Genomic DNA, 17,101 nt, shown 5'->3' with positions numbered 1-17,101 from the left:
ACCGGGCACATGCATTGCATTGAATCATAGCGCCACGCAGCGGGCAACACGGCCACCGATGCCAATCGCTTGAGCGGTTCAGCCGGTCAGGACATCATCGGTTGAAATTGCCGCGCCGGTGCGCGGCACGGTTTCGTCCATCTGCGGACGGAACGGCGTTCGTCCCATCCAGGGCTGCATTTCCAGATGTTGCAGCCAATCCTTGACCGAGGGGATCCAGCCGAGATCGTCCTTGACGTGCTGTTCGCCGATCGTGCGCACCGGCACCTGCTTGCCGGCGCTGTTGGTCAGAGTGACACCGAAGATCTTCTCGCAGAGGAAGATGCCTTCGCTGTGATGGCGAAGCGCGCGGTGCCGCACGTCGGCGAGGTGCGCCTTGCTTTCGTCGAACCAGTCGTGGATCGCCAGGTAGTCCTCGGGAACACCGCCGAACAGGCGCGCCGAACGCACGGCATGATGATAGGGATGCGCCATCGCAGCTACCTCGCGATCTCGATGTTGCTTGTGACCGGATCGGCCTTGGGATCGTCCATCACAGTGCAGCTGTCGAGATCGACCGCGAAGGCGCCGTACATGACGTACTCGCCGGTGCCGAAGCCGCGGCCAAGCAGCAAGGTCGCGAACTCGGTGCACAGCCAGTCGCGGACGAACGAGGCAACCTGGTCGCGCTCACTGGTGCGATCGACCCGCTTCATCACGCCGTGATCGACCAGTCGATCGAGAAATCTCTGCTCCGTGAGGCGCTGCGCCAGCGCATCCGCGTCGATGCGCGTGCCGTCGCGGAGCGCCGCGCTGTCGAGCCAGGCGAATCCTTCGTCATTGCCGCCGTCATAGCGGCAGTACAGCCGTTGCACGCCGAGCTCGCGGAGCGCCGGCACCGCGACCGCGATCAGGCGCTGGCGGGTAAACTCCTCGCGGGCGGCGCACGCCGTCGCGGCGGCCCGAACCGCCGGCGTAATCTGCGCGGTTGGATGCCGCCGGCCCCGCAGCCGATCCCACAGGCTCAACGGCTTCATAACCGGCGTGATCGGTGCCGGCGCCGGCGGCTCGGGTGGAACGTCCAGCGAGAAATGCACCGGCTCGCGCGCCCCGCCGAAATCCGGCGGCGGCAAATACACGAACTGGTCGGCCCGCGGCGCCGGCAGATCGGAATCGTCGTCCGGCCATTCGACTTGAGTTTGATCGAAGACAAACGGCATGGGGCCTCCACTGCTCGGTCGGATTGAAATGAACGGGTGCGCCTGCCGCGATCAGATTCCCGGCCCGGGTACTCCCGGTTGAACCACCGTACCCGGATCGATGCGGCCTTGTAAGCTGCGGCGCGCGAACGCATTGCAGGTGGTGGATGGAACTCATTCGGCCTATAGGAGCATGATGTCAGATCACGAATATGACGTCGTCATCATCGGTGCTGGGCACAACGGCCTCACCTGCGCAGCCTATCTTGCGATGGCGGGATTGCGTGTGAAGGTCGTGGAACGCCGCAAGGTGGTCGGCGGCGCCGCCGTCACCGAAGAGTTCTGCCCGGGTTTCCGCAATTCGGTCGCCGCTTACACGGTGAGCCTGCTCAATCCACAGATCATCTCCGACCTGAAACTTGCCGAGCACGGCCTCAAGATCGTCGAGCGCCGCACGCAGAACTTTCTGCCCGCGCCCGACGGCAGTTACTTGCTGACCGGCGAAGGCCGCACCCGGCAGTCGGTCGAGAAACTCAGCCTGCGGGACGCGGCAACAATCGGCGCGTTCTCGGCGGAACTCGAAGCCATCGCCGATGTGCTGCGCCAATTCGTGCTGCGTGCGCCGCCGAACCTCGTCGAGGGCTTTGGCATCAGTGCGATGAGTGAAGCTTTCAACGCGCTAGGCACCGCCAATATCCTGCGGCGGCTGTCGCTCGAGCAGCAGCGCAATCTGCTCGACCTGTTCACCCGCTCGGCCGGCGAGATGCTCGACGAGCGTTTCGAGAACGACCTCGTCAAGGCGCTGTTCGGCTTCGACGCCATCGTCGGCAATTACGCCAGTCCCTACGCGGCCGGCTCGGCCTACGTGATGCTGCATCATGCGTTCGGCGAGGTGAACGGCAAGAAGGGTGTCTGGGGCCACGCGATCGGCGGCATGGGTGCGATTACCCAGGCGATGGCGCGCGCCGCGTGCAGCCATGGCGTCGAGATCGAAACCGACACAGGCGTCCGCGAGGTGATCGTCGAGAAGGATCGCGCCACCGGCGTCGTCCTCGACGATGGCGGGAGCGTTCGCGCCAAGTATGTCGTCTCGAACGTCAACCCGAAGCTGCTCTACACGCGTCTGGTGCCGGAGGGCGCACTCGCGGCGGAATTCCGCACGCGCATCGCGCGATGGCAGAACGGCTCGGGCACGTTCAGGATGAACGTCGCGCTGAGCGCCCTGCCCTCGTTCACCGCACTGCCCGGCCCGGGCGATCACCTCACCGCTGGAATCATCATCGCGCCGGATCTCGGCTACATGGATCGCGCCTGGCGCGATGCGCGCGAGTTCGGCTGGAGCCGCGCGCCCGTCGTCGAGGTGCTGATCCCCTCGACGCTCGACGACAGTTTGAGCCCGCCGGACCAGCACGTCGCGAGCCTGTTCTGCCAGCACGTGGCGCCGCAATTGCCCGGCGGCAAATCATGGGACGACCATCGCGAGGAGGTCGCCGACCTGATGATCGCAACCGTCGACAACTACGCCCCCGGCTTCGCGGGCAGTGTGATCGGCCGCCAGATCCTGTCGCCGCTCGACCTCGAGCGGCAATTCGGCCTGCTCGGCGGCGACATCTTTCACGGCGCGCTGACGCTGAACCAGCTGTTCTCGGCGCGTCCGATGCTCGGCCATGCCGACTACCGCGGACCGCTCCGGGGTCTCTACCATTGCGGCTCCGGCGCCCATCCCGGCGGCGGGGTCACCGGCGCCCCCGGCCACAACGCCGCGCGGGCCGTGCTCGCCGACCATCGCGCGCTGTTCGCATAGAGCGGACGCGGTCATGGCCGGACCAAGCTGTGGACAGGTGTGTTGAGAAAGCTGTGGGCCGACCGTGGTCAGACCTGGTTTCCCCTGGCGGGACAATCGGTGCGTATCCCGGTGCACGGCCTGTGCAACGGTGGCCGACAACCCAGGGACAACGCGCTGGACGTCTTGTTGACAGGCTGCGTGAGGCTCTGTGGACAACCCGTCAAAAGAAAACACCGGGCCTCATTGCCCGGTGCTTGCTCGAGAACGCCGCCTGCGAAATTACTTGAGCGAGCCGGCGATCGTGCTGAACGTCCCGCTCAGGTTCGTGCCGACGCCATTCACCGCAGCGATAATCGCAATCGCAATGCCGGTCGCAATCAGTCCGTATTCGATGGCGGTCGCGCCGGATTCATTCTTCAAAAATCTAACGAAAATAGCCTTCATTGCAGCCCTGCCCTTGGTTGTGATGCCCTGGAACGCAGGGTATTCCCGAGTTCCGCCACCGTAGTAGTACGGCGACATCTAAGGTTGTCTGAATCGGGAACCTATCAATTCTCGCGATATTCGATTGAATCCGGCTTGAAATTTTAACAAAAACCGCGCTACCGGCCTCCGATGACCCCGTCCACGCACCGCGCCAGCATCACCCTTCCAGACGAATCGACCGCAAAACGCGTGGTCGACGCGCTGTCCGAAATGTATTTCGAGGATCAGGCGGCTTTTGCAGCCTTCGAGCGGCCCGACGGCCGCTGGGACGTCACCGTCCACTTTGCCGAGGCGCCGGACCAGACCTTGCTGACCGAGCTGATCGGGCAGGTAATCATGCGACAGGATGTCGCATCGACTTTGGTATTTGACACCGTCGAGGCGAAGGACTGGGTCAAGGCCAGCCTGGAAGATTTGGTCCCGGTTGCGGCCGGCCGCTTCATCGTCCACGGCCAGCATGACCGGCACAAGATACCGCCCAACAAGCTCGGGATCGAGATCGAGGCGGCGCTCGCCTTCGGCACCGGCCATCACGGCACCACGCGCGGCTGCCTGCTGCTGCTCGACCACGTGCTGAAGGCCTACCAGCCCCGCCGGGTGCTCGACCTCGGCACCGGGACCGGCGTGCTGGGGATCGCCGCCGCCAAGGCGCTGCACGGCAAGGTGCTGGCGAGCGACATCGACCCGCCGTCGGTCAGGGTCGCCGAGGAGAACGCTTGGCTCAACGGCGCCGGACATCTGGTGGACGTGATCCGCGCCACCGGCTTTGCCGCGCCGCGCTTTGCCGAGGACGGGCCGTTTGACCTGGTGCTCGCCAACATCCTCGCCAACCCGCTGCGCCAATTGGCGGGGCCGATGACACGGCACCTCGCTTCGTCGGCGCAGGTCATTCTGTCCGGCCTGCTGACACACCAGGCGCCGGCGGTCATCGCCGCCTATCGCGCCCGCGGGCTGGTGCCGCTGCGGCATCTGAGGATCGAGGGCTGGAGCAGCCTGCTGCTGCGGTCGGTCAGGTGAGATGACCGCCACCGGCAGACAGTGCGGTGACTGCACGCTCTGCTGCAAGGTGATGGCGATCGAGGAGCTGGCGAAGCCGGCCAACGCATGGTGCCCGCATTGCAAGCCGGGGCGCGGCTGCCGGATCTATCCGGGTCGGCCGGCGGAGTGCCGCGCGTTCAGCTGCGTCTGGCTGGTCAATGACCTGCTGGAAGAGCACTGGAAGCCCTCGAGATCAAAGCTCGTCCTGACCACGTCGGACGACGGCCTCGAGGTCAGATGCGACCCGGGCTTCCCCGACGCTTGGCGCAGGGAGCCGTTCCGCAACGAGCTCAGGGAATGGGCGGTCTCCGGCGAGACGCTCGACATGACCGTCGTCGTCATCGTTGGTCGGCGCGTGACGCTGGTGACGGCGGAGCGCGACTTCGATCTGGGTATCGTCGGCCCCGATGAGCGGATCGTGCGCGAGCTCGAGGGCACCCGGGTCGTCAATGTGACCGTGGTAAAGGCGACCGACCTCGCACCGTAAGCGCGGTCCGCGGATTGGCTATTCGGGTGCTGCGGAATCGTGGCCGGCGGTCTCGACCTTGTCCTGACGGGCTGCACGCCTCGCCCGCGCCTCGACCAGACGGTCGAGCATCTGCACGATGACGCCACGTTGCTTCTGTTCGACCGGCGCGACCGGCCCGCGGCGAACCGGCGGCGAGATCTTCTCAAACGTGAATGCAGGCATCGTGCATCTCCTCACCGTTGAGTTGAGACACTCCTGGACACTCCCCGTACGCTTGACCGGCGATGGTGGACATCGTTCGGTCTCTTCCACTATGCCATGATTCAAGCATAAGTTATGCCAAAAATGTGGTCATGCCTCAGCGCGTCGGCGCGAAGACCATGCTGGATCCGAAGAAAGTGCGAAGGCGATGTTCGAAGCCCATTTCCAGACGTTCGAAGAGCCCGAAGGCGGCGTGGCCCTGACCGCGCGCTTGAGCGCGCTGCGCGAGGAACTGGCGCGGCGCAAGCTGACCGGCTTTGTGGTTCCGCGCGCCGACCAGCAGCAGAATGAGTATGTTGCGGCGTCCGAGGAGCGGCTCGCCTGGCTGACCGGCTTCACCGGATCGGCCGGGCTCGCGATCGTGCTGAGCCAGGAAGCCGCCCTGTTCGTCGACGGACGCTACACGCTGCAGGCCGGCAAGCAGGTCGACCGCAAGGCCTGGCAGGTCGAGCCGCTGGTCGAGCCGCCGCCGGAGCACTGGCTGACCCGGCATCTGGCAGCCGGCGATCGCCTAGGATTTGACCCCTGGCTGCACACTTCTGCGGCAGCCGAACGGCTGGCAGCCGCGTGCGCCAAGGCCGGCGCCGAGCTGGTCGCCGTCGACAGCAACCCGATCGATACGGTCTGGCACGAACGGCCGGCTCCGCCGCTCGGCCCGGTCGCGATCCACGGCGCGCAGTTTTCCGGCGAGATCGAGGCCGAGAAGCTGAAGCGCATCCGGCTCGAGATCAACAAGCTCGGCGTCGATGCGCTGGTGCTCTCCGACAGCCACGCGGTGGCCTGGACCTTCAACATCCGCGGCGCCGACGTCTCGCATACGCCGCTGCCGCTGTCCTACGCGCTGGTGCCGAAGGAAGGCCGGCCGCAGGTTTTCATCGATCACCGCAAGCTGTCCAACGCGGCCCGCGACCATCTCGAGCAGTCCGCCGATGTCGAGGAGCCGGCGGCGCTGACACCGAAGCTCACGGAGCTCGCCAGGCGCGGCGCCTCGATCGCACTCGACAGCGCGACCGCGGCAGACGCGTTGAGCCGCCTGATTGCGGGCGCCGGCGGCAAGCCGGTGCGCGGCAGCGATCCGGTCAGCCTGCTGAAGGCGGTCAAGAACCTCACCGAGATCGAGGGCACGCGGACGGCGCATCAGCGCGACGCGGTGGCACTGACGCGCTTCCTCGCCTGGATCGACCGCGAGGCGCCCTCGGGCCGCCTCACCGAAATCGATACGGTCGAGGCGCTGGAAACCTTCAGGCGCCAGACCGGCGCACTGAAGGACGTCTCGTTCCCGACCATCGCCGGCACCGGGCCGAACGGCGCCATCGTGCATTACCGCGTGACGCGCAAGAGCAACCGCCGCATCGAGCCCGGCGATCTCCTGCTGATCGATTCCGGCGCGCAATATGAGGACGGCACCACCGACGTCACCCGCACCATCGCGATCGGCAAGCCGACCGACGAGATGCGCGACCGCTTCACCCGCGTGCTGCGCGGCCATATCGCGATCGCCCGGGCGATCTTCCCCGACGGCACCACCGGCGCGCAGCTCGACAGTTTTGCGCGGCAATATCTCTGGCAGGCCGGGATCGATTTCGAGCACGGCACCGGCCACGGCGTCGGCAGCTATCTCAGCGTCCATGAAGGGCCCGCGCGGATTTCCAAGCTCGGCACCACGCCGCTGAAGCGCGGCATGATCCTGTCCAACGAGCCCGGCTACTACAAGACCGACGCCTACGGCATCAGGATCGAGAACCTCGAACTCGTGATCGGCACCGACATTGCCGGCGCCGAGAAGCCGGTCAACGCATTCGAGACGCTGACCCTGGCGCCGATCGATCGCCGACTGATCGAGGTGAGCATGCTGAGCGAAGACGAGCTGCGCTGGCTCAACGACTACCACGCCCGCGTCGCGCGGGTGGTGCGGCCGCACCTCGACGACGACGCGACGAAGCTGTGGCTAGATGAGGCAACGGCGGCGCTGACGTAGCGGCGCCGAGTTTACCGTCATTCTCTCCTCGTACTCGCTGTCATCCCCCGCGAAAGCGGGGGATCCAGTACGCCGCGGCCTATCAATTCAAATACACCTGCCTCTGGAATACTGGGTCCCCCGCTTTCGCGGAGGACGACAGCGGAATGCGCTGGTGACACCGGTGGACTTGTTGCGCGAGACGAAACATCACCGCTGCATCTCCCGAAATCGCATGGGCGTATGCCGAAACACGCGTATTCCGCGCGAACGGGCACGCTACAGTCGTTGCACAATGCTGGATCGGACCTGAATGCACGGCGTGATGGGCAAGCCGCCCGGCGCGGCCCAAGACAACACTAGAGACAACAACATCGCGACATCGAAGGTCATGCTGCTGATGCTCGTCGTGATGACGGGCGTCGCGCCGATCTCGCTCTACATGCTGGTTCCTGCGCTGCCGGTGCTGGCGACCACGTTCGGCCGCGACATCGGAATCGCGCAGATGACCGTGTCGCTCTACATGGTCGGCATCGCGCTGTCGCAGCTGATCATGGGGCCGCTGTCCGACAAGTTCGGCCGTCGCCCGGTGCTGCTGTCGGGCCTCGGCCTGATGGTGCTGGCGGGCATCGGCTCAGTGTTCGCCGAAACGCTGCCGCAGCTGATCGCGGCGCGCTTCTTCCAGGCGCTTGGCGGTGCCAGCGGCATGGTGATCAGCCGCGCCATCATCCGCGACCTCTATCCGCGCGAGCGGGTCGGCGCCATGATCAGCCTCGTCGTCGCCGCGCTGATGATCGCGCAGATGGTGAGCCCGCTGACCGGCGGCCTGTTGGAGACCACATTCGGCTGGCGTGCGATCCTCTATCTCATCACCGCGGCGTCGCTGAGCGTCACGATCTTCATCGCGTTGGCGCTGCCGGAAACCCGCCGCGACCGCGCCGACAGCTCGAGCTTTCGCGGCGACCTCGGCAGACTGATGCGCAGCCGCGCCTTCGTCGGCTATCTGCTGTGCCAGGTGCTGGCCTCACAGATCATCTTCGCCTTCGCCGGCGGCGGCCCCTACATCGTGGTGACCCAGATGGGCCGCAGCAGCGCCGAATACGGCGCGTGGTTCGCGATGACGGGGTTCGGCTACTTCATCGGCAATCTCTTGTGCGTGCGGTTCGCGCCGCGGCACTCGCTGGAGAAACTGATCTGGTTCGGTCTTGCGCTGCAGGTCGGCGGCAGTCTCTTGAACCTGATCTGGAGTTTCGCCGGGCTGAACCAGGCGCCGCTTTGGCTGTTCGGCACCCAGATGATCGTGATGGTCGCCAATGCCTTCGTAATGGCCAATTCCGCCGCCGGCGCCATCAGCATCCGCCCAGAGGCCGCCGGGACCGCCTCGGGCGCCATGGGCTTCCTGCAGCAGGGCATCGGCTCGCTGATCTCGCAGTTCGGAGCCTATCTCGGCGGCCACTCCACCACCACGCTGCCGCTGACATCGGCGCTTTTCGCGATCTCGCTCGCCTGCGCCTGCACCATGATCTTCGTGGTGCCGCGGCGGAACGTGGTGGTGAGCGAAGAGCTGATCGCGCAGGCCGAGGAGGATGAGCAGGGGATGATGTGAGAGCGGCGCTCGCGCCACACCTCAACTCGTCATTCCCGCGCATGCGGGGATCCAGTACGCCGCGGCCTATCGGCTCAACAATGACTGTCTCTGGAATACTGGGTACCCCGCTTTCGCGGAGGACGACAGTGGAGCACGCGGCACAGCTGCGCCCCTACTCCCCGATCAGCTTCAGCCACTCGTCTTCGGTCAGCACCTGGACGCCGTGCTTCTGCGCTTCGGCGAGCTTCGAGCCGGCACCCGGCCCCGCGACGACATAGTCGGTCTTCTTCGACACCGAACCCGCCGCCTTGGCGCCCAACCGCTCGGCGGTCGCCTTGGCCTCGTCGCGCGTCATCTTTTCGAGCGAGCCGGTGAACACCACGGTCTTGCCGGCCACCGCCGAATTGCTCTTCGGCTTCTCGGCGTCAACGATCTCGTCGAGTTCCCCGGTCAGCCGCTCGACGATACCGCGATTGTGGCTCTCGCCGAAATAGTCCGCGATGCTCTTGATCACGGTGTCGCCGATCTGGTCGAGCGCATCCATCTCGGCGATCGCTTCCTCGTCGCCCTTGGCGACCTTGAGGCAGGCGTCGTGGAACGCGTCCCACGAGCCGTAGCCGCGCGCCAGCGCCAGCGCCGTGGTCTCGCCGACATGGCGCATGCCGAGCGCGTAGATGAAGCGCTCCAGCCCGATCCGGCGCCGGCTGTCGATCGCGGCGAACAGATTGCGCACCGAGGTTTCGCCGTAGCCCTCGATGGCCTCGAGCTTCAGCTTGGTGTTGCGCTTCGGCAGCGTGAAGATGTCGGCGGGTTCCTTGACCCAACCCTCGTCGAAGAAATATTGCAGCTGCTTGACGCCGAGGCCGTCGATGTCGAACGCGCGGCGCGACACGAACAGGATGAGGTGCTCGATCTTCTGGAACGGACAGGCGAACTCGCCGCTGCAGCGCAGCCGCGAACCCTCCTCGCCGGTCGCGGTCTCCTCGCGCACCACGTCGGTATGCAGCGGGCACGGGCACTTCTTCGGGAAATGGAATTCCTTGGCGCTTTTCGGCCGCTTGTCGATCACGACGTCAACGACCTGCGGGATCACGTCGCCGGCGCGCTGGATCACCACGGTGTCGCCGATCCTGATGTCGCGCCCCTCGCGCAACACCTCGCCCTTGTTGCCGATGCCCTTGATGTAGTCCTCATTGTGCAGCGTGACGTTCTGCACGATCACGCCGCCGACGCCGACCGGCTCGAGCTTGCCGACCGGCGTGAACGAGCCGGTGCGCCCGACCTGGATCTCGATGTCGCGCAGCACGGTCATGGCGCGCTCGGCCGGGAATTTGTGCGCGATCGCCCAGCGCGGCGTGCGCGACACGAAGCCGAGCCGCTCCTGCCAGTCGATGCGGTCGACCTTGTAGACGACGCCGTCGATGTCGTAGTCGAGCTCGGCGCGCTGCTCCTCGATCTTGCGATGGAACGCGATCAGCTCCTCGACCGAGTGGCACAATTTGGTCAACGGATTGGTCTTGAAGCCGCAGCGCTCGAACCAGTGGATCATGCCGGTCTGGGTATCTTCCGGCATCGCGCTCATCTCGCCCCAGGCATAGGCGAAGAAGCCGAGCGGCCGGGAGGCAGTGATGCCAGGATCCTTCTGGCGCAGCGAGCCGGCCGCCGAATTGCGCGGATTGGCGAAGATGGTATCGCCGGCGGCCTTCTGCCGTTCGTTCAGTGCCAGGAACGCCTTCTTGGTCATGTAGACCTCGCCGCGCACCTCGCAGATCTCGGGCACGTTGCGGCCCTTCAGCTTCTGCGGCACGTCCTCCAGCGTGCGGATGTTGGCGGTGACGTCCTCGCCTTCGGCGCCGTCGCCGCGCGTCGCAGCTGTGACGAGCTCGCCGCCCTCGTAGCGCAGCGACATCGAGAGGCCATCGATCTTCGGCTCGGCCGAGAAATCGATCTTGTCGTCCGGCAGCTTGAGGAAGCGCGCGATGCGTCCGACGAAGTCGACCACGTCGGCTTCCGCGAATGCGTTGTCGAGCGACAGCATCGGGACGGAATGGCGGACCTTCTTGAAGCGCCCTGACGGCGCGGCCCCGACCTTCTGCGACGGCGATTCCGCGGTGACGAATTCGGGGAAGCGCTTCTCGATCGCGTTGTAGCGCTGCCGCAGCGCGTCGTATTCGGCATCGCTGACGCTGGGCGCGTCGTCCTGATAGTAGCGCTTGTCGTGACCTTCGAGCTCGAGCGCAAGGCGCATCAACTCGACCTTGGCCTGGGCCTTGGTGAGCTTGTCGACGTCGACCAGTGCTTTCTTCGCCTTGGTGGCCATAGGCGAGTTAACTCGCCGCCCTGAGCAGCCGTTCCGCAGCGGCGCGGGCCTCCGCGGTGATCTCGGCGCCGGCCAGCATGCGTGCGATCTCCTCGCGGCGGTGGTCGGCGGCGAGCGCGTTGACGCGGGTGGCGACGCGCTTACCCTTGTCGAGCGCATCCTTGGAGATCAGAAGATGCTGGCTGGCGCGGGCCGCGACCTGCGGCGCATGCGTCACCGCCATCACCTGCACCTTGCCGGCAAGACGCGCCAGCCGCGAGCCGATCGCATCCGCCACCGCGCCGCCGACACCGGTGTCGATTTCGTCGAACACCAAAGTCGGCGCCGAGCCGCGATCGGCCAACACGACCTTCAGCGCCAGCAGGAAACGCGACAGCTCGCCGCCGGACGCGACCTTCATCATCGGCCCCGGCTTGGTGCCCGGATTGGTCTGGACCCAGAACTCGACGCGGTCGATGCCCTGCGGTCCCGGCGCGGCGGCATTGGCCTCGACCTGGGTCATGAATTTCGCGCGCTCAAGCTTGAGCGGCGCGAGCTCGGCATTGACGGCCTTGTTGAGCTTCTCGGCCGCCTTGATGCGCGCCGCCGACAGTTTCGCGGCGGCGGCGCCGTAGCGCTTGTCGGCCTCAGCGGCGGCCGCCTCCAGCTTCTTCAACTGGTCGGCGCCGGCATCGATCAGCGCGACGTCACCAGCGTATTGCGCGGCCAGCGCGGCCAGCAGATCCACCGGTGTCGAATATTTGCGCGAAGCGGCGCGCAGCGCGAACAGCCGCTCCTCGATCCGCTCGAGCTCGGCCGGATCGAAATCGGTCGCCGCCAGCGCGGCGTGGAGGTGCTGGTCGGCTTCTTCAAGCGCGTTGATCGCGATGTCGATCGCCTTGACCGCCGGCTCGATCAGCGCGGGCGCGTTGGCGGCGCGCCGCTCCAGCCGCCGCACGGCGGCGGACAAGGCGGACACCGGCGAGTGCGAGCCGCCGATCGCCTCCTGCGCCTCGCGCAGATCGGTCGCGACCTTCTCGCCCTGCATCATGGTGGTGCGGCGGTTGGCGAGCTCGGTCTCCTCGCCCTCCTTCGGCGCCAGCGCCTTCAGCTCCTGGGAGGCATGGCGCAGATAGTCGGCCTCGCGCGCCGCGCGCTCCATGCCCACGCGGTGCTCTTCGAGGTCGGCGTTGGCGGTCCGCCGGATATCCCACAGCGCTTCCAGCGCGGCGACGTCCTTCTCGTGTCCGGCGAAGGCATCGAGCAGCTGGCGATGGGTGGAGGCGTCGACCAAGGCGCGCTCGTCGTGCTGGCCGTGGATCTCGACCAGAACGGCGCCGACCGCCTTCAGGGTCTGCACGCTGATCGCCTGGTCGTTGATGAAGGCGCGGGTGCGGCCGTCGGCGAGCTGCACACGGCGCAGGATCATCTCACCGGTGTCGTCGAGCCCGTTCTCGGCGAGGATTCTTGCGGCCGGATGCCCTTTCGGGACATCGAACATGGCGGTGACCTGGCCCTGCTCGGCGCCATGGCGCACCAGTCCGGCATCGCCGCGGCCGCCGAGCGCCAGCGCAAACGCATCGAGCAGGATGGATTTGCCGGCGCCGGTTTCGCCGGTCAGCACCGCCAGGCCACGGGAAAATTCGATATCGAGCCGTTCGATCAGGACGATGTCACGGATCGACAGACGGGCCAGCATGCGAGGACAATTCCTAGCCGAGACCTATCTTCTTGAAGGTCCTGCTGATCCAGGATCCCTGATTCTCGCTCGGCTCGAGACCGCCGGACTTTACTAGATTATACGCGTCCTTGTACCAGCGGCTGTCCGGAAAATTGTGGCCGAGCACCGCAGCCGCGGTCTGCGCCTCGCCGACAATGCCGATCGCCATATAGGCCTCGGTGAGCCGGTAGAGCGCCTCTTCGACGTGGCGGGTGGTCTGGTACTGGGTGACCACGGTCTTGAAGCGGTTGATTGCGGCGGTGAAGTCGCGCTTCTCGATATAATAGCGCCCGACCGCCATCTCCTTGCCGGCGAGCTGGTCGCGCGCGGCCTGGATCTTGTTCTTGGCCTGGGTGGCGTATTCCGAGGTCGGATATTTGCGCACCACTTCTTCGAGCGCGGCGATCGCCTTCTCGGTGCGGCCCTGGTCGCGCGAGATGTCCGGGATCTGGTCGAAATGCGACGCCGCGATCAGGTACTGGGCGTAGGACGCATCCGGGCTGCCGGGATGCAGCGTGACGTAGCGGGTGGCGGAGCCGATGCAGCTGTCGTAGTCGCCCGCCTGGTAATACGAATAGGCCGACATCAGGAGCGACTTGCGGGCCCAGTCCGAATAGGGATGCTGACGGTCGACTTCCTCGAACTTCTTCGAGGCGGCCTTCAGATCCTTCTTCTCGTTCATCATGTACAAGCCCTCATTGTAGAGCTTGTCCGCGGGCTCATCGACGAACGTGTCGTCCTTGGCCATGAACTTGTCCCACAGCGCGCCGGTGCCGCAGCCTGAGAGCGGCAACGCCAGCACGATCAGGCCCGCCGCGAAACGCAGCGTGCGCACGGCCTTGGTCAGGCCGGAGACGTCAGAAGAGAAGCGTGGTTCGAGCGCCATACGCATTGCCGACATGAATTGTAAAACCTGACGCCTTTGATGCGGTTAACGGCGACCCCACTCCACCCATGAACCGCGATCATGGATGTAATACATCTCGTGCCGTTGGCGCCGTATCAGGCAGCCGCAGGCCTGTTTAACCGAAAAATGACCGTGGACCAACCGAATAGGGAGCCAATCCGCCGGGAATAAGGCGACCCGGCGAAGCTCACAGCCTGCTGTGGTTATTACGGAAATTGGGCCCGACCGCCTAGACGATCAGGACTTGGCAATCAGGAGATTTGGGCGATCAGGACACGTCCGGGCCGTAGGCCGGGGCGACGAGGCCGCCAACGGTGCCTGCACCGGCTTCGACATGGCCGCGGACCGGCCGCCGGGCGGTTTCCGATTCGACCACGCGCCAGGCGCTGCGGTCGGCGAGCAGCGCCTTCAGCACCGCATTGTTGAGCTTGTGGCCGCCCCGGACCGAACGATAGCTGCCGAGCAGCGGCAGGCCGGCCAACGCGAGATCGCCGATCACGTCGAGCACCTTGTGGCGGGCGCATTCGTCGGCGTAGCGCAGGCCCTCGACGTTGAGCAGGCGGGCCTCGTCGAACACCACGGTGTTGTCGAAGGAGGCGCCGAGCGCGAAGCCTGCGCCCCACAGCCGGGCCACGTCGCTCATGCAGCCGAAGGTGCGGGCGCGCGCGACCTCGCGGCGGAAGCCTTCCGGCGACAGATCGAAGGAGAAGGTCTGGCGGCCGATCACCTGGTTGGCGAAATCGATCTCGACTTCGGTGCGGAAGCCGCCGGCGAACGGGCGCAGCTCGCCCATTGCATCGCCGATCTTGACCTGCACCGGCTTCAGCACCTGGATGAAGCGGCGGACGGCGGGCTGGGTCACGATGCCGGCCTGATCGATGGCTGCGACGAACGCCGCGGCGCTGCCGTCCATGATCGGAACTTCCGCCCCATCGACTTCGATGGTGGCGTTGTCGACACCCATGCCGCGCAGCGCGGCGAGAACATGTTCCGCGGTCGAAACCAGCGGCCCTTCGAGGTCACCCAGCACCGTCGCGAACTCGGTCGCGATCACGGCGTCGGCGGTGGCGGTGACCTCGCGGTCGGCACCGTCGAGACCGGTGCGGACAAAAATAAAACCCGCATCGACAGGTGCAGGTCCCAGCGTGAGACTGACAGGAAGACCGGAATGAACGCCTACGCCAGTCACGGTGGCTTGCGACCGAAGCGTTGTCTGACGGCTGAACTTCATTCGATAATGCCCACTACCCGACTTCGCTCAATATCAAGTGGCCAAACTTCCCCAAGGCCGACTCGCTTGAGCTCCCCAAGTCACGGCAGACCATAGTGATTTCCTAAACCGCGCCAACTCACGCTTCTTTACCGATTGTTACCCCATCTCCGCCGCATTCACGCCCAAGGTTAACCAAATTGCGGCAGCGAAAACGGCCCTCGGCGAGCGGCTATCTGACCACCGAAAGAATAATTAATCATTTAAAATCAGTTGCTTGTTTGCGAGGGGCAATCACCCGCCGGCGAAAAGGAAAAGGCCCCGGCGGTTCCCCGCCGAGGCCTCGTTCGTCGCCAATGTTGTAACAAACTTCAGTTTGCCTGCCGGCGCAGGAAGGCCGGGATATCAAGATGGTCGTCACCCTGTGGCGCCGGGGCAACAGGGGCCTGGCGGCCGTGGGCGTCCAATCCCTGCGGGGCCGGACGCTTCGCATATTCGGATACCGGCGATTCGTTCGCCGAAATCTGCTGGGCGACGCTGCGGGCCGGCTTGCGCTCGGGCAGCGGCGGCATCGTCGGCATCGCAGGACCCGAAGCACGGGCCGCGATCGGCGGCTCGGTCTCCTCGTCACGGCGGCCGAGGCCGACATTGGCCAACCGCTGCAACAGCGACAGCCGGGTCTTCTGCGGGTGTTCCGCCTCGCCATCACCGCTGGCCTGGCGGATTTCCGCCTGTGCCGGCATCGGCAGGTCCTCGAACTTCGGCATCCGCGGGGCACGGACCGGCGACCGCTCGGCCGCCTGCGGGATGAAGGTCTCGGGCGGCATCGGCTCGTGCTGCTCGGCCTTGGCCGCCTCATGGTCCGGGAACAACGAGGGCTTCTGGGCGATCGGGCGCACGGTGACGTCACCGTAAGAGGCCGGCTGCATCGGCGCCTGACCCTGTCCGCTGTCCGGAGCAACCGCGGCAGCGATTGCCGCGAGCGCGGCACGCTCGACGGCCGGACGCTGCTGGGCTGCGGGAGCTGCAATCGGCGCAACCGTCACGCCGGTCGGCGGTTCCACCTTCTGGGCGCGCTCGGCCATGCGCTGGTTGTCGGCACGCAGGCGGGCGGTCAGATCGGCCAGCCGGCTCTCGGGCGAGCCCCCCGACTGCTGGGCGGGAGCCTGGGCACGGGAAGCGATCGCGGCCTGCTCGATACCGGTTGCGACCACCGAGACGCGAATGACGCCGTCGAGCGATTCGTCGAAGGTGGCGCCGACGATGATGTTGGCGTCGGCATCGACTTCTTCGCGGATGCGGGTTGCGGCTTCGTCGACCTCGAACAGCGTGAGGTCCTTGCCGCCCGTGATCGAGATCAGCAAGCCGCGGGCGCCCTTCATCGAGCTGTCGTCGATCAGCGGGTTGGCGATCGCAGCTTCCGCGGCGGTCAGCGCGCGCTTCTCGCCGGTGGCCTCGCCGGTGCCCATCATCGCCTTGCCCATTTCCCGCATCACGGCGCGGACGTCGGCGAAGTCGAGGTTGATCAGGCCTTCCTTGACCATCAGATCGGTGATGCAGGCGACGCCCGAGTAGAGCACCTGGTCGGCCATCGCGAACGCGTCGGCGAAGGTCGTCTTCTCGTTGGCGACCCGGAACAGGTTCTGGTTCGGAATGATCAGCAGCGTGTCGACCACCTTGTGGAGCTCGGAGATGCCGTGCTCGGCGGTGCGCATCCGGCGCTGGCCTTCGAAGTGGAACGGCTTGGTCACCACGCCGACGGTGAGGATTCCCATCTCGCGGGCAGCCTTGGCGATCACGGGCGCAGCCCCCGTGCCGGTGCCGCCGCCCATGCCGGCGGTGACGAACACCATGTTGGCGCCGGTGAGGTGATCGCGCAGCTCGTCCATGACTTCCTGCGCGGCCGCAGCGCCGACATCGGGCTGCGAACCGGCGCCGAGGCCCTGGGTGACCTGGGTGCCCATCTGGATGATGCGCTGCGCCTTCGACATGGTCAGCGCCTGCGCGTCGGTGTTGGCGACGACGAAATCGACGCCCTGCAACCCGGCGGTGATCATGTTGTTGACGGCATTACCACCCGCGCCGCCGACGCCGAAGACGGTGATCCGCGGTTTCAGCTCGCTGATGTCAGGGGGTGTCAGATTGAGTGCCATGGTTGCCTCTCTCGATTATGCGCGCGTTGGTTCGCCCCGGCCGCTGGCC

14 protein-coding genes are annotated in these 17,101 nt (G+C 66.0%); 5 read left to right on the top strand and 9 right to left on the bottom strand.

Annotated elements, in window-relative coordinates; genetic code table 11:
- Positions 1-78: 78 nt before the first annotated feature.
- Together XH92_RS13560 and XH92_RS13555 are read right to left on the bottom strand one after the other, a co-directional pair.
- Positions 79-474, bottom strand: coding sequence for a hypothetical protein (locus XH92_RS13560; protein ID WP_194459655.1), 396 nt, complete (start codon positions 472-474; stop codon positions 79-81).
- A 5-nt stretch (positions 475-479) separates the two neighbouring features.
- On the bottom strand, positions 480-1,199 hold the full coding sequence (locus XH92_RS13555; protein WP_194459654.1) for a hypothetical protein: 720 nt from the start codon (positions 1,197-1,199) through the stop codon (positions 480-482).
- A gap of 175 nt (positions 1,200-1,374) precedes the next feature.
- Between XH92_RS13555 and XH92_RS13550 the strand changes: the two genes are divergently transcribed.
- Positions 1,375-2,982, top strand: a complete 1,608-nt coding sequence (locus XH92_RS13550; protein WP_194459653.1) for an NAD(P)/FAD-dependent oxidoreductase — start codon at positions 1,375-1,377, stop codon at positions 2,980-2,982.
- 261 nt (positions 2,983-3,243) lie between these two features.
- On the opposite strand, the gene XH92_RS13545 is transcribed toward XH92_RS13550, so the two are convergent.
- A complete protein-coding gene (locus XH92_RS13545) occupies positions 3,244-3,408 on the bottom strand; it encodes a Flp family type IVb pilin (protein ID WP_074130264.1) in 165 nt (54 codons plus the stop codon).
- A 171-nt stretch (positions 3,409-3,579) separates the two neighbouring features.
- On the opposite strand from XH92_RS13545, the gene XH92_RS13540 reads away from it, so the two are divergent.
- Positions 3,580-4,467 carry a 50S ribosomal protein L11 methyltransferase gene (locus XH92_RS13540; RefSeq protein WP_194459652.1) on the top strand — a complete coding sequence of 296 codons (888 nt, stop codon included), beginning with the start codon at positions 3,580-3,582 and terminating at the stop codon, positions 4,465-4,467.
- 1 nt (position 4,468) lies between these two features.
- Positions 4,469-4,975, top strand: a complete 507-nt coding sequence (locus tag XH92_RS13535) for a hypothetical protein (protein ID WP_194459651.1) — start codon at positions 4,469-4,471, stop codon at positions 4,973-4,975.
- 18 nt (positions 4,976-4,993) lie between these two features.
- Here the strand turns inward: XH92_RS13535 and XH92_RS13530 are convergent, their stop codons facing one another.
- Entirely contained in the window at positions 4,994-5,179 is a 186-nt protein-coding gene (locus tag XH92_RS13530; RefSeq protein WP_194459650.1) for a hypothetical protein, read from the bottom strand.
- A 187-nt stretch (positions 5,180-5,366) separates the two neighbouring features.
- Here XH92_RS13530 and XH92_RS13525 point away from each other — a divergent pair, with 187 nt between their 5' ends.
- Both XH92_RS13525 and XH92_RS13520 read left to right on the top strand, forming a co-directional pair.
- Entirely contained in the window at positions 5,367-7,196 is a 1,830-nt protein-coding gene (locus XH92_RS13525) for an aminopeptidase P family protein (RefSeq protein WP_194459649.1), read from the top strand.
- 292 nt (positions 7,197-7,488) lie between these two features.
- Positions 7,489-8,781 (top strand): multidrug effflux MFS transporter, encoded by a 1,293-nt coding sequence (locus XH92_RS13520; protein ID WP_194459648.1) that lies wholly within the window; start codon positions 7,489-7,491, stop codon positions 8,779-8,781.
- Between the two features lie 154 nt (positions 8,782-8,935).
- Here the strand turns inward: XH92_RS13520 and ligA are convergent, their stop codons facing one another.
- The 5 genes from ligA to ftsZ all read right to left on the bottom strand — a co-directional run bounded on the left by ligA (position 8,936) and on the right by ftsZ (position 17,052).
- Positions 8,936-11,083 (bottom strand): NAD-dependent DNA ligase LigA, encoded by a 2,148-nt coding sequence (ligA, locus tag XH92_RS13515; RefSeq protein WP_194459647.1) that lies wholly within the window; start codon positions 11,081-11,083, stop codon positions 8,936-8,938.
- Between the two features lie 7 nt (positions 11,084-11,090).
- A complete protein-coding gene (gene recN / locus XH92_RS13510) occupies positions 11,091-12,761 on the bottom strand; it encodes a DNA repair protein RecN (RefSeq protein ID WP_194459646.1) in 1,671 nt (556 codons plus the stop codon).
- 13 nt (positions 12,762-12,774) lie between these two features.
- Positions 12,775-13,683, bottom strand: a complete 909-nt coding sequence (locus XH92_RS13505; RefSeq protein ID WP_371818009.1) for an outer membrane protein assembly factor BamD — start codon at positions 13,681-13,683, stop codon at positions 12,775-12,777.
- A 274-nt stretch (positions 13,684-13,957) separates the two neighbouring features.
- Positions 13,958-14,920, bottom strand: a complete 963-nt coding sequence (lpxC, locus tag XH92_RS13500; protein ID WP_194459645.1) for a UDP-3-O-acyl-N-acetylglucosamine deacetylase — start codon at positions 14,918-14,920, stop codon at positions 13,958-13,960.
- Positions 14,921-15,270: 350 nt separating this feature from the next.
- A complete protein-coding gene (gene ftsZ, locus XH92_RS13495; RefSeq protein ID WP_194459644.1) occupies positions 15,271-17,052 on the bottom strand; it encodes a cell division protein FtsZ in 1,782 nt (593 codons plus the stop codon).
- Positions 17,053-17,101: the final 49 nt, after the last annotated feature.

Source organism: Bradyrhizobium sp. CCBAU 53421, assembly GCF_015291625.1.
GTDB lineage: Bacteria > Pseudomonadota > Alphaproteobacteria > Rhizobiales > Xanthobacteraceae > Bradyrhizobium.
The sequence above is the reverse complement of the archived record's forward strand: the minus strand, read 5'-3'. Positions and strand labels throughout refer to the sequence as shown.

Excerpts from the sequence above, each read along its gene's own strand:
- XH92_RS13560 (WP_194459655.1), bottom strand. The coding sequence starts at position 474 with ATGGCGCATCCCTATCATCATGCCGTGCGTTCGGCGCGCCTGTTCGGC.
- XH92_RS13555 (WP_194459654.1), bottom strand. The coding sequence starts at position 1,199 with ATGCCGTTTGTCTTCGATCAAACTCAAGTCGAATGGCCGGACGACGAT.
- XH92_RS13550 (WP_194459653.1), top strand. The coding sequence starts at position 1,375 with ATGTCAGATCACGAATATGACGTCGTCATCATCGGTGCTGGGCACAAC.
- XH92_RS13545 (WP_074130264.1), bottom strand. The coding sequence starts at position 3,408 with ATGAAGGCTATTTTCGTTAGATTTTTGAAGAATGAATCCGGCGCGACC.
- XH92_RS13540 (WP_194459652.1), top strand. The coding sequence starts at position 3,580 with ATGACCCCGTCCACGCACCGCGCCAGCATCACCCTTCCAGACGAATCG.
- XH92_RS13535 (WP_194459651.1), top strand. The coding sequence starts at position 4,469 with ATGACCGCCACCGGCAGACAGTGCGGTGACTGCACGCTCTGCTGCAAG.
- XH92_RS13530 (WP_194459650.1), bottom strand. The coding sequence starts at position 5,179 with ATGCCTGCATTCACGTTTGAGAAGATCTCGCCGCCGGTTCGCCGCGGG.
- XH92_RS13525 (WP_194459649.1), top strand. The coding sequence starts at position 5,367 with ATGTTCGAAGCCCATTTCCAGACGTTCGAAGAGCCCGAAGGCGGCGTG.
- XH92_RS13520 (WP_194459648.1), top strand. The coding sequence starts at position 7,489 with ATGCACGGCGTGATGGGCAAGCCGCCCGGCGCGGCCCAAGACAACACT.
- ligA (WP_194459647.1), bottom strand. The coding sequence starts at position 11,083 with ATGGCCACCAAGGCGAAGAAAGCACTGGTCGACGTCGACAAGCTCACC.
- recN (WP_194459646.1), bottom strand. The coding sequence starts at position 12,761 with ATGCTGGCCCGTCTGTCGATCCGTGACATCGTCCTGATCGAACGGCTC.
- XH92_RS13505 (WP_371818009.1), bottom strand. The coding sequence starts at position 13,683 with ATGTCGGCAATGCGTATGGCGCTCGAACCACGCTTCTCTTCTGACGTC.
- lpxC (WP_194459645.1), bottom strand. The coding sequence starts at position 14,920 with ATGAAGTTCAGCCGTCAGACAACGCTTCGGTCGCAAGCCACCGTGACT.
- ftsZ (WP_194459644.1), bottom strand. The coding sequence starts at position 17,052 with ATGGCACTCAATCTGACACCCCCTGACATCAGCGAGCTGAAACCGCGG.